Source organism: Flavobacterium ardleyense, assembly GCF_033547075.1.
GTDB lineage: Bacteria > Bacteroidota > Bacteroidia > Flavobacteriales > Flavobacteriaceae > Flavobacterium > Flavobacterium ardleyense_A.
This window is the reverse complement of the sequence record NZ_CP137891.1, coordinates 782,111-793,188: the sequence shown is the minus strand read 5'-3', so window position 1 is coordinate 793,188 and position 11,078 is coordinate 782,111. Positions and strand designations below refer to the sequence as shown.

Annotated in this window: 13 protein-coding genes; 2 read left to right on the top strand and 11 right to left on the bottom strand. The window is 35.3% G+C overall.

Annotated features, from left to right (window positions below; translation table 11 throughout):
- The first annotated feature begins 152 nt into the window (after nucleotides 1-152).
- Nucleotides 153-1,397: a GTPase HflX gene (hflX, locus tag SBO79_RS03515; protein ID WP_318641834.1), complete on the top strand. Its 1,245-nt coding sequence runs from the start codon at nucleotides 153-155 to the stop codon at nucleotides 1,395-1,397.
- A gap of 69 nt (nucleotides 1,398-1,466) precedes the next feature.
- Here hflX and SBO79_RS03510 read toward each other — a convergent pair whose 3' ends face one another.
- The 11 genes from SBO79_RS03510 to SBO79_RS03460 all read right to left on the bottom strand — a co-directional run bounded on the left by SBO79_RS03510 (nucleotide 1,467) and on the right by SBO79_RS03460 (nucleotide 10,016).
- Nucleotides 1,467-2,348: a DUF3078 domain-containing protein gene (locus SBO79_RS03510; protein WP_318641833.1), complete on the bottom strand. Its 882-nt coding sequence runs from the start codon at nucleotides 2,346-2,348 to the stop codon at nucleotides 1,467-1,469.
- A 16-nt stretch (nucleotides 2,349-2,364) separates the two neighbouring features.
- Entirely contained in the window at nucleotides 2,365-2,883 is a 519-nt protein-coding gene (locus SBO79_RS03505; RefSeq protein WP_318641832.1) for a DUF2480 family protein, read from the bottom strand.
- An 11-nt stretch (nucleotides 2,884-2,894) separates the two neighbouring features.
- A complete protein-coding gene (locus SBO79_RS03500; RefSeq protein WP_318641831.1) occupies nucleotides 2,895-3,218 on the bottom strand; it encodes an iron-sulfur cluster assembly protein in 324 nt (107 codons plus the stop codon).
- Between the two features lie 5 nt (nucleotides 3,219-3,223).
- Nucleotides 3,224-3,649 (bottom strand): SufE family protein, encoded by a 426-nt coding sequence (locus tag SBO79_RS03495; protein WP_318641830.1) that lies wholly within the window; start codon nucleotides 3,647-3,649, stop codon nucleotides 3,224-3,226.
- Nucleotides 3,649-4,083, bottom strand: coding sequence for a hypothetical protein (locus tag SBO79_RS03490; protein WP_318641829.1), 435 nt, complete (start codon nucleotides 4,081-4,083; stop codon nucleotides 3,649-3,651). Before SBO79_RS03490 ends, SBO79_RS03495 begins: the two co-directional genes overlap by 1 nt.
- Before the next feature lie 28 nt (nucleotides 4,084-4,111).
- A complete protein-coding gene (locus SBO79_RS03485) occupies nucleotides 4,112-5,329 on the bottom strand; it encodes an aminotransferase class V-fold PLP-dependent enzyme (protein WP_318641828.1) in 1,218 nt (405 codons plus the stop codon).
- Nucleotides 5,330-5,448: 119 nt separating this feature from the next.
- Nucleotides 5,449-6,768: a Fe-S cluster assembly protein SufD gene (gene sufD / locus SBO79_RS03480; RefSeq protein WP_318641827.1), complete on the bottom strand. Its 1,320-nt coding sequence runs from the start codon at nucleotides 6,766-6,768 to the stop codon at nucleotides 5,449-5,451.
- 107 nt (nucleotides 6,769-6,875) lie between these two features.
- Entirely contained in the window at nucleotides 6,876-7,622 is a 747-nt protein-coding gene (gene sufC / locus SBO79_RS03475; protein ID WP_318641826.1) for a Fe-S cluster assembly ATPase SufC, read from the bottom strand.
- A 58-nt stretch (nucleotides 7,623-7,680) separates the two neighbouring features.
- Nucleotides 7,681-9,129, bottom strand: a complete 1,449-nt coding sequence (gene sufB / locus SBO79_RS03470) for a Fe-S cluster assembly protein SufB (RefSeq protein WP_318641825.1) — start codon at nucleotides 9,127-9,129, stop codon at nucleotides 7,681-7,683.
- Between the two features lie 123 nt (nucleotides 9,130-9,252).
- Nucleotides 9,253-9,624, bottom strand: a complete 372-nt coding sequence (locus SBO79_RS03465) for a four helix bundle protein (RefSeq protein ID WP_318641824.1) — start codon at nucleotides 9,622-9,624, stop codon at nucleotides 9,253-9,255.
- A 62-nt stretch (nucleotides 9,625-9,686) separates the two neighbouring features.
- Nucleotides 9,687-10,016 (bottom strand): HesB/IscA family protein, encoded by a 330-nt coding sequence (locus tag SBO79_RS03460; protein WP_318641823.1) that lies wholly within the window; start codon nucleotides 10,014-10,016, stop codon nucleotides 9,687-9,689.
- Nucleotides 10,017-10,176: 160 nt separating this feature from the next.
- Between SBO79_RS03460 and SBO79_RS03455 the strand changes: the two genes are divergently transcribed.
- Nucleotides 10,177-11,037 carry an MBL fold metallo-hydrolase gene (locus SBO79_RS03455; protein ID WP_318641822.1) on the top strand — a complete coding sequence of 287 codons (861 nt, stop codon included), beginning with the start codon at nucleotides 10,177-10,179 and terminating at the stop codon, nucleotides 11,035-11,037.
- Nucleotides 11,038-11,078: the final 41 nt, after the last annotated feature.

Here is an 11,078-nt window from a genome sequence, read left to right as displayed (position 1 = left end):
CCAACTTATCGCATCTCTTTTAATTTAAAATTTCTGGGCAGCAAAGATACAGTGGATGACCCGGCCCGAAGGGAGGCGCCCAAATTATCATAATCATAAAAATTTCTATATTGGTATAATAATGATTAAATTTGTTTTATTAGAAAAAATTTATGCTAGAAAAAGAAACGATAGATTTAGAAAGAACAGTAATAGTTGGAATTGTAACCCAAAAGCAGAGCGAGGAAAAACTTAAAGAATATCTTGATGAATTAGAGTTTTTGACGGTAACTGCTGGAGGTCAAGTCAACAAACGCTTTTCGCAAAAAATGGAACAGCCAAATCCCAAGACTTTCCTTGGAACAGGCAAAATGGAAGAGATTAATGTCTACACCAGAGAACACAATATATCAACTGTAATATTTGATGATGAATTATCACCATCACAACAAAAAAACATTTCCAAAATTCTGGATTGCAAGATTCTAGATAGAACTAATCTAATTCTAGACATTTTTGCGCAAAGGGCCGAAACTTCTTACGCCAGAACACAGGTTGAATTAGCGCAATGTCAATATCTGTTACCTAGACTCTCAGGAATGTGGACACACCTTGAGCGCCAAAAAGGGGGAATAGGATTGAGAGGACCAGGGGAAACTGAAATCGAAACAGATAGACGAATTGTTCGTGACAGAATTGCATTATTAAAGGAGAAAATTAAAGTTATTGATAAGCAACAGGGAGTTCAGCGCGGAAATCGCGGTGCCATGGTGCGCGTTGCCATCATAGGATACACCAATGTTGGAAAGTCTACCTTGATGAATCTTGTCAGTAAAAGCGACGTCTTTGTCGAAGATAAATTATTTGCCACTCTTGATACGACAGTTCGAAAAGTGGTTATAAGAAATTTGCCTTTCTTACTTTCCGATACGGTAGGTTTTATTAGAAAACTTCCAACACAACTTATCGAATCCTTCAAAAGCACATTGGACGAAGTTCGAGAAGCAGATTTATTACTGCATGTGGTAGATATTTCACATCCTGAATTTGAACACCATATCGAGTCTGTAAATAAGATTTTGGAAGATATAAAAGCTTCCGATAAACCGCAGATTATGGTTTTTAATAAGATTGACGCTTATAAGCATCTTGAAATTGAAGAAGATGATTTGATGACGGAGAAAACCAATAGACATAATACTTTGGCAGAGTGGAAAGCTACTTGGATGTCGAAATTAGGAAGTGATAATGCTTTGTTTATATCGGCCAGTAATAAAGAAAACATCGAAGAATTTAAAGAAAAAGTTTACGAAAGTGTTAGACAAATTCATATTACTAGATTCCCTTATAATAAGTTTTTGTACCCTGATTATCACGAAGCGGTAGAAAAGGAAACGGATGAGGAGGAGGAAATCTAAGTCACTATAGATATAAATTAAAAAACGGAGTGCATTATGAAAAATACACTCCGTTTTTTGTTTTAAATTTTAGAAATTCACCGTAGCTCCTACTCCCAAAACTTGTCTAGTCTGAAAACCTTGAAAGGCATTATCATCATAGATCGTTTGGAATGAGAAATTTGTGGTTAGAAATCTATTAATTTTCATATTGATATTCATCTGATAATCTAAATCCACATTCTGAAAATCCTCAAGATAATTAGAATAGAGATTTAAAATATTCTCCATAGTTACATTTGCAACAAGATCAAGTTTGTAGTAAGCTGAGGCATTAAATCCGAGTTCATATCGCATAGACTTCCCCTCATCCACTCCAAAGTATCCTGCGTCTGGCGTAGTAAAGGCCGGATCTACAAAGGTAAATTTTGAGGTTAAAGGTGCTAGATTAACCTTTAAATTGTCGTTCTTCTTCCAAAGTAGTCCTGGTCCAACTAGCAAATAGCCGGGTGACATAAAATCAGTGTATGAATTTCTAATTTCTACACCATTAATATCCTTGTCATAAATATAACCTTGAGTAATCTGCGTCTTAAAATTTAGAAACGCTGAGTAAAACCAATTACTTTCGGGATTTAATTTTTTACCTAATAAGGAATTGATTTCAAGTTGATCGTCGGTTTTCTTGGCAAATGAACTAGTTTTAGTTTTTACCAATCCATAAGAAGCAATGATTTTATTGTCCCAATTCCAATCATCTTTTTTGTAATTAATATCATAATTGACCTTTATTGTCCCAGAAATATTATTTTCTCCTCCGGCAAGCCAATTATCAAATGTTGATTGATTGAACAAAATGTCCGCATTTCCTTTTGCAGTCCAAGGTTTGATAGTGTCTTGAACAACAAGATTTTCTTGAGAAAAACCAGAAACTGCGATGAATAGAAAACTTAGCAAGTGAATTTTTTTCATAATACTAGATTTTAAATTAAACTTTACTCTTAGACTTCTTAAACAAAGGCACGGCAGAACAAGCTTCACCGTACATTATGCCTTTTGCGTATAATTGCAGATGCTGTGCAGCCATAATATAGGCATTGGTTGGCACAGGTTTTCTGGCGCAACCTTTTATAATCACCATTTTATCTTGATATATGCTAAAATCTATTTTTGACAATAGATTTTTGTAAAGCAGTGAATCTAGATCTTCTATAGTACCGCTTGCGCTAAAAATAGCGTGCTCATTTAAATATAACGCAATCAAAATTGTAGTCCAAGCAGGAACAATAGCGTCTGTGCTACAACTGATCGCCACGTAAGAACCTTCATATTGACTCCAATCATGAACTTTTAGCGCAGCTCTAAATTCTTTTTCTTTTAATAAGAAACCATCTATAAGCCACTGCGAAATATCAATGGTTACTCTTTGTCCCTTTGGATAATAATCCTCAAGATCAAAAACTTCCAAGGCACTTGCTGCAACTTTATTTACTATTTCATCTTCCATAACAGGGAAATTTAAAGCATTCCTAGCTCTAGTTTAGCTTCTTCGCTCATTAAATCTTTACTCCAAGGCGGATCAAATGTAATTTCTACTTCACAATCCTTCACATCGTCGAGCAGTTTTACTTTGTCCTCTACCTCCTTAGGCAAAGACTCTGCAACTGGACAGTTAGGTGATGTTAATGTCATTAAAATTTTTACTTCGTAATCGGTGTTTACCATTACATCATAAATTAGTCCTAATTCATATATATCTACAGGAATTTCTGGATCGTAAATACTTTTAAGTACACCTACTATCGTTTCGCCTAAAGCCTGAGTATCTATAACTTCTTCCATACTATTTAATTATTTTGTGCCGACTCAAAAGCCAGCGCATACATTTTTATTTGTTTTATCATTGAGACGAGACCGTTGGCCCTAGTGGGCGATAAATGGCTCTTCAAGCCTATTTGATCTATAAAGTCTAAATTAGCTTCTAATATATCGGCCGGTTTTTGATTTGAAAATACTCGAATTAGAATTGCAATAATTCCTTTGGTAATAATCGCATCGCTATCTGCAGTAAACTCGACCTTTCCGCTATTTAAAGTCGCGTGAAGCCACACTTTAGACTGACAACCACTGATAATATTGTCTTCTGTTTTATACTGGTCTTCAATAATTGGCAATTCTTTTCCAAGATCAATTACATATTGAAAACGCTCATCCCAATCTTCAAAGAACGAAAATTCTTCTATAATCTCTTCCTTTTTATCTTCAATATTCATTATTCTGCTTTTGCGAAAGACTGTAGTTTATCAACAAATTTTTCAATTTCGACTGGAGGATTTCCATGGTCAAATTCTTGTGATTCGTAAGTCTTTCCTTGATAAGTTATTTTAAGTTTTCCAATTGCAGCTCCGTCATAGAAGCGTTTTTCGGTTGGTGCTTTGTAATCGCTCAGATCTTCAAGATTAATTTCTTGAAAAGCTACGATTAGCTCTTGAGATTGTTCTTTACTTAAGTTGATTGCTTCTGCTCTCGCATCAGAATTTCGATCTTCTGATTTGCTCAAAACGCCGTTATTTACCATTAACTTTTGGAAGAATCCTCTAGTGTTGGCAGTGTATTCTATTTGTGCCGTTTGCATATCTTTTGCTGTTTCGTTACCGCATCCCTTTGCCAAGAAAAATACCATTGCTATTGCTGCTATTATTTTCATGTGAATTCCTTTTAGATTATATTAAATACTAATTTAACATTTTTTGCGCTTTTACAATACCTTTTACCAATAAATCTACTTCCTCAATTGTATTGTAAAATGAGAAGGATGCACGAACTGTTCCAGGAATTTCGCAAAAATTCATAATTGGCTGCGCACAGTGATGTCCGGTACGAACCGCAATTCCGCTATTGTCAAGAATTGTACCGATATCGTAAGGATGGAGATTACCAACGTTGAACGATATAACCGAAACTTTTTCTTTGGAAGTTCCCCAGATTTTTAGTTCCGGAATTTTTAGCAATTCGGCTGTAGCATATTTTAGAATTTCTTCTTCTTGCTGTGCAATTGCATTCATTCCGATTGCATTTAGATAATCAATAGCAGCTCCAAATCCAATCACTCCAGCGATATTTGGCGTTCCTGCTTCAAATTTATAGGGGAGATCTGCATAAGTGGTTTTCTCGAAAGTCACTTCCTTAATCATCTCTCCTCCACCTTGAAACGGAATTAATTTGTTAAGCCATTCTTCTTTTCCATATAAAACTCCAGTACCTGTAGGTCCACAGATTTTGTGGGCAGAAAAAGTATAAAAATCACAATCTAATTCCTGCATATCTGGTTTGATATGAGCAACTGATTGAGCTCCGTCAATTAACACAGCAGCTCCGACTTTATGAGCTTCGGCAATCATGTATCTAATAGGGTTGATTGTTCCTAAGGCGTTTGATACGTGGTTAACAGCGACTATCTTGGTATTTGAATTCAGAAGCGAATCAAAATCATCCATAACGAGTTCGCCCTCGAGATTCATAGGAATAACTTTCAAAGTTGCTCCTGTTCGCTCGCAAAGCATCTGCCATGGAACAATATTACTATGATGTTCTAATGCTGAAATAAGAATTTCGTCACCATCTTTCAGCATATTCGAAAAACCATTTGCAACAATATTGATACTATGAGTAGTTCCCGAAGTTAGGATTACTTCATAGGATTCTTTGGCATTAATGTGCTGTTGAATTTTGGCACGTCCTTCTTCAAATGCATCTGTTGCCAGCTGACTTAAAGTGTGGACTCCGCGGTGAACATTGGCATTAAGTTCTTTGTAATAGTTGGCGATTGCATCAATTACCTGTTGTGGTTTCTGAGATGTTGCGCCATTGTCAAGATATACTAGTTGTTTGCCATTTACCTTTTGAGAAAGTATTGGAAAATCTTTACGAATTGCTTCTACATTAAATCTCATTCTGTTTTTTTTTAGCCCCGATAGAAGTGGAAATCCTTTATATAAAAGTTGCCTTTTGCAACTTTTATATAAAGATTGGAGCGGATAGCGGGAAAAAGCTCCAAAAAATAATTATCATATTAAAGATCAAATCCCAATTTAACGCTCAATTTCTTGGCAATTAACTTGGTAATTCTAGCTTTGAGTTCTGGAATTTTAATGCTCTCAATCACGTCATTAGAAAACGCGTACATCAATAAAGCTTTCGCCTCTTTTTCAGGAATACCGCGTGATCGCATATAAAACATTGCATCTTCGTCTAGCTGACCAATCGTGCAACCGTGAGAACATTTCACATCATCTGCGAAAATTTCCAACTGTGGTTTTGCGTTGATTGTAGCCTTATCACTCAACAGAATATTATTACTTTTTTGGAAAGCATTAGTCTTTTGAGCTTCTCTTTCAACAAATATTTTTCCATTGAAAACACCAATTGATCTATCGCTGAAAATCCCTTTGTAATCTTGATGACTTTCGCAATTTGGCGCAGCGTGATGCACCAAAGTGTAGTGATCTACGTGCTGTTTTTCGCCAATAATCGTGATACCATTTAGCCTGCTCACAATACGCTCGCCGTGGTGGTAAAAGTTTAGATTGTTACGGGTTAGGTTGCCACCAAAAGAATAAGTATGTACCGAAACCTCACTTTGAAATTGCTGTGAAACATAAGTATTATCAATCAGATTCGCTTGATCATTGTCGTTTTGAATCTTGTAGTAATCAACTACTGCATCTTTTTCGGCAAAAATTTCAGTGACCACATTTGTAAAAACAGTATGATTATTTAAACTCTGATGACGCTCAATAATCTGAACGTGGGAATTTTTTCCGACTATAACTAAGTTGCGAGGCTGCACCATCAAAGCATTCTCTGCCGAAGCTGTTGAGAAATACATAATTTCGATAGGCTTCTCTACAATCTTATTTTTCGGGATATTGATGTAAGCACCTTCTACAGTAAATGCAGTATTTAGAGTTGTAAGACTGTCGTCCTTACTTGCCGCAGTATTAAAATACTCCTGAACAACAGGAATATATTTGGCCTTGGTCATTGCCGATGACATCAGACAAACATCCACACCTTCGTGGGTTGTTGATGAAAGGAATGAGTTGAAAATTCCGTCTACAAAAACCACTTTATAAGTGTCAATTTCTTGAAGAAAATACTTTTTAAGGTCTTCGTTGTTGATAGAATTATTGCCCTTTGCAAAAACCGAAAAATCGGTTTTAAGTAAAGAATTCAGCGAGGTATATTTCCAAGCTTCATCTTTCTTTGTAGGAAATCCTTTTTCTTCGAAGTTTTTGAGCGCTGCAGTTCTGATATCGTGAAGTTCAGTATCTACATTGACGCGTTCTTCAAAGGCAATATGAGATGATATTAATTTTTCTTTTAATTCCATTTTGTATAATTCTTAAAGTTGCGACTGAGAAAATAATTGAGTTTTCAATTGAATTTAGAAGCAACTTTTTCATATTAATTTTTTAAAACTAGTATCGAAACGTCAGACTAGTTTTCTGCTTTGATCCAGTCGTATCCTTTTTCTTCTAGCTCGTGAGCCAATTCTTTTCCGCCAGATTTTACAATCTTACCATCAAGAAGAACGTGTACGAAATCTGGAACGATATAGTCTAGCAATCTTTGGTAGTGCGTAATCAAGATTACTGCGTTTTTATCGCTTTTTAATTTATTCACACCATTTGCAACGATGCGAAGTGCATCAATATCAAGACCTGAATCTGTCTCGTCAAGGATGGCAACTTTAGGCTCAAGCATTGCCATTTGGAAAATTTCATTACGTTTTTTCTCTCCACCTGAGAAACCTTGGTTAAGAGAACGCGATAAAAATTTACGGTCGATTTCCAATAATTCAGATTTTTCACGAATCAATTTCAGCATATCCTTTGCAGGCATTTCGTCCTGTTTTCTTGCTTTTCTTGTTTCGTTAATCGCTGTACGAATAAAGTTTGTAACCGATACTCCAGGAATTTCTACTGGATACTGGAATGAAAGAAAAATTCCTTTGTGAGCGCGCTCTTCTGGAGCTAATTCTGCAAGGTCTTCTCCGTCTAGTATTACTTGTCCTTCTGAAACATCGAAAGAGTCATTACCAGCAATTACAGATGCTAAAGTACTTTTTCCAGAACCGTTTGGTCCCATGATAGCGTGAACTTCTCCTGCTTTAACTTCTAGATTTAATCCTTTTAATATTTCTTTTCCGTCTACAGCGGCGTGTAAATTTTTTATTGATAACATAGTGTCTTATTATATGATATATTATATTTTTCAGTCGATACGAGGTCTAAGCAACTGCTTATCCTACTGAACCTTCCAATGAAATTTCTAGTAATTTTTGAGCCTCTACAGCAAACTCCATCGGAAGTTTGTTAAGTACGTCCTTGCTAAAACCGTTTACGATCAAGGCAATTGCTTTCTCTGTAGGAATTCCACGTTGATTGCAATAGAATACTTGATCTTCTCCAATTTTACTTGTCGTTGCTTCATGCTCAATTTTGGCAGATGGATTTTTACTTTCGATATACGGGAAAGTATGCGCACCACAATTATTACCCATTAATAATGAGTCACATTGAGAGAAGTTTCGAGCATTTTCTGCTCTTGCTCCAATTTGCACAAGTCCACGATAACTATTTTGAGATTGTCCTGCCGAGATTCCCTTTGAGATAATGGTAGATTTTGTATTCTTACCAAGGTGAATCATTTTTGTCCCTGTATCTGCTTGTTGGAAATTGTTGGTTACAGCAATCGAATAAAATTCTCCTACTGAGTTATCTCCTTTTAAAATACAAGAAGGATATTTCCAAGTTACTGCTGATCCTGTTTCTACTTGCGTCCATGAAACTTTCGCTCCAGTTTCGCAAATAGCACGTTTGGTTACAAAGTTGAAAACTCCACCTTTACCTTCTGCGTTTCCAGGATACCAGTTTTGAACGGTCGAATATTTAATTTCCGCATTATCAAGTGAAATAAGTTCCACTACCGCTGCGTGCAATTGATTTTCATCTCTTGACGGCGCCGTACAACCTTCTAAGTAAGATACGTAACTTCCTTCGTCTGCAATAAGAAGTGTTCTTTCAAATTGTCCAGTACCACCTTGATTGATTCGGAAATAGGTAGAAAGCTCCATCGGACATTTTACACCTTTTGGAATATAACAGAATGATCCATCAGAGAATACTGCTGAATTTAAAGCTGCATAGAAATTGTCTTTTTGAGGCACTACAGTTCCAAGATATTTGCGAACTAATTCTGGATGTTCGCGAATTGCCTCGGAAATAGAACAGAAAATAATTCCTTTCTCTGACAATGTAGATTTAAAAGAAGTTGCCACCGAAACTGAATCGATTACAATATCCATCGCTACTCCAGAAAGTGCTTTTTGCTCATCAAGAGAAATACCAAGCTTTTTGAAAGTTGCTAGTAATTCTGGATCAACCTCATCAAGACTTGCATATTTTGCTTTTGTAACTGGTGCAGAATAGTATGAAATCGCTTGAAAATCTGGTTTAGTGTAATGAACGTTTGCCCATTCTGGCTCTTCCATTTCTAGCCATCCTCTGTACGATTCAAGTCTCCACTCAGTCATCCATTCAGGCTCTTCTTTCTTTTTTGAAATTGCCCGAACGATATCTTCATTTAATCCAATTGGAAAAGTTTCAGATTCAATATCGGTAAAAAACCCGTACTCATATTCTTTATTTTCCAGCTCGACTTTTAAGTCGTCTTCTGTGTATTTTGACATTTAGGTTAGATTTAAAGATTAAAAAAATTAAAGATTTAAAGATTCTCTAAAAGTTGAAATCATTTATTTAATTACATATTAAAAAAAATTAAAGAACTGTAAATCCTTTAAAAATTAAAATCATTATTTTTTTTCTAAATTAGAATTCAAATACTTGATGAAATTTGAAATGTTAGTGGAAATTTCGATGCTAAGAATTAAGCTTTCCTGAATTTCTTCTTCAGAGAGAAATTTTAATTCTCTCGCTAAAATCAACATATTTCTAACTTCTGCGCAACTGCCTTTTGCGAATTTCAAATATCTGACAAACTGCTTATTGTTATTGTATTCAGATCCTTCGGCAATATTATTAGTAATCGAAATTACCGCTCGCTTCAACTGATCTTTAAAACTGAATTCTTTTTCGATTGAAGATTTATTTAATAAATCGAAGATTTGCCTGGTTAACAAAACTCCTTTTTTGTGGACTTCAAATTCTTCAAATGATTTTGTCATAATCTCTAATTTTTCAATCCATCAAACAATCTTTAAATCTTTAAATTATTCAATCTTTGAATTTAAAGAGAAAAACTCTCCCCACAACCACAAGTTCTATTTGCGTTTGGATTATTAAAAACAAATCCTTTACCGTTAAGACCACCTGAGAATTCCAAGATTGTTCCTGCTAAATACAAGAAACTTTTTTTCTCTACTGCGATTTGTATATCGTTATCTTTAAATACTTTATCGTTCTCTTGAATATTTTTATCAAAAGTAAGTTCATACGAAAGTCCGGAGCAACCGCCACTTTTTACACCTACACGAACGTAATCTTGAGCGGCATCAAAACCATCGTCTTTCATCAAATTGATGATCCGCGTTTTAGCTGTTTCAGAAACCTTTATCATTGTTATGTTTATTTTGTCTAAATTAAGTACAAAGATAGTGAATCAATCTATTTTTATAGCCCTCTTAAAGAATTTTATAACTAATAGGATTATAAAAATTATCTATACAAACCGCCTAAAATTTCTTATTTTGCAGAATTATTTTAGAAAATAGTTGATTATGAAATTATATCCTATAGAAAGTGGCAATTTTAAGTTGGACGGAGGAGCGATGTTTGGCGTTGTACCCAAAACAATTTGGAACAAAACCAATCCCGCCGATGCCAACAATTTAATAGATATTGCCGCCAGATGTTTACTCATTGAAGATGGAAACAGATTAATTTTGATTGATACCGGCATGGGCGACAAACAATCAGAAAAGTTTTTTGGCTATTATTCACTATGGGGATCTCATACTATTGATAAGTCGCTGGCAAAATATGGTTTCTCTCGTGATGATATCACGGATGTTTTTCAAACTCATCTCCATTTTGACCACTGTGGCGGAAGTATTCAGTGGAATAAAGATAAAACTGGCTACGAACCTGCTTTTAAAAACGCAAAATTTTGGAGCAATGAAAATCATTGGGAATGGGCAACGAAACCAAATCCTCGTGAAAAAGCATCTTTTTTGAAGGAAAACATTCTACCCATGCAGGAAAGTGGGCAACTAGAATTTGTAAAAAGACCAGAAGGTGATTATGGATTTTCGGAAGAATTAAATTTCGGAATCTTTTATGTGGATGGTCACACTGAAAAAATGATGTTGCCTAAACTTCAATATCAGAATAAAACGATTTATTTTATGGCCGATTTATTGCCTACAGCAGGACATATTCCGTTGCCTTACGTGATGGGTTACGATACGAGGCCTCTATTAACCCTGCCGGAGAAAGAAAAATTCCTGAAAGAAGCTGCTGCTAATAATTATTACCTTTTTCTTGAACACGATGCTCATAATCAAATCATCACGGTTGAAGAAACAGATAGAGGAGTTCGGCTGAAGGACGTATTTACCTGCGATGAAATCTTAAGATAAAGTTAATCGCATCAGATTTTCACCAATAAAAATTATTTTCG

Excerpts from the sequence above, each read along its gene's own strand:
- hflX (WP_318641834.1), top strand. The coding sequence starts at position 153 with ATGCTAGAAAAAGAAACGATAGATTTAGAAAGAACAGTAATAGTTGGA.
- SBO79_RS03510 (WP_318641833.1), bottom strand. The coding sequence starts at position 2,348 with ATGAAAAAAATTCACTTGCTAAGTTTTCTATTCATCGCAGTTTCTGGT.
- SBO79_RS03505 (WP_318641832.1), bottom strand. The coding sequence starts at position 2,883 with ATGGAAGATGAAATAGTAAATAAAGTTGCAGCAAGTGCCTTGGAAGTT.
- SBO79_RS03500 (WP_318641831.1), bottom strand. The coding sequence starts at position 3,218 with ATGGAAGAAGTTATAGATACTCAGGCTTTAGGCGAAACGATAGTAGGT.
- SBO79_RS03495 (WP_318641830.1), bottom strand. The coding sequence starts at position 3,649 with ATGAATATTGAAGATAAAAAGGAAGAGATTATAGAAGAATTTTCGTTC.
- SBO79_RS03490 (WP_318641829.1), bottom strand. The coding sequence starts at position 4,083 with ATGAAAATAATAGCAGCAATAGCAATGGTATTTTTCTTGGCAAAGGGA.
- SBO79_RS03485 (WP_318641828.1), bottom strand. The coding sequence starts at position 5,329 with ATGAGATTTAATGTAGAAGCAATTCGTAAAGATTTTCCAATACTTTCT.
- sufD (WP_318641827.1), bottom strand. The coding sequence starts at position 6,768 with ATGGAATTAAAAGAAAAATTAATATCATCTCATATTGCCTTTGAAGAA.
- sufC (WP_318641826.1), bottom strand. The coding sequence starts at position 7,622 with ATGTTATCAATAAAAAATTTACACGCCGCTGTAGACGGAAAAGAAATA.
- sufB (WP_318641825.1), bottom strand. The coding sequence starts at position 9,129 with ATGTCAAAATACACAGAAGACGACTTAAAAGTCGAGCTGGAAAATAAA.
- SBO79_RS03465 (WP_318641824.1), bottom strand. The coding sequence starts at position 9,624 with ATGACAAAATCATTTGAAGAATTTGAAGTCCACAAAAAAGGAGTTTTG.
- SBO79_RS03460 (WP_318641823.1), bottom strand. The coding sequence starts at position 10,016 with ATGATAAAGGTTTCTGAAACAGCTAAAACGCGGATCATCAATTTGATG.
- SBO79_RS03455 (WP_318641822.1), top strand. The coding sequence starts at position 10,177 with ATGAAATTATATCCTATAGAAAGTGGCAATTTTAAGTTGGACGGAGGA.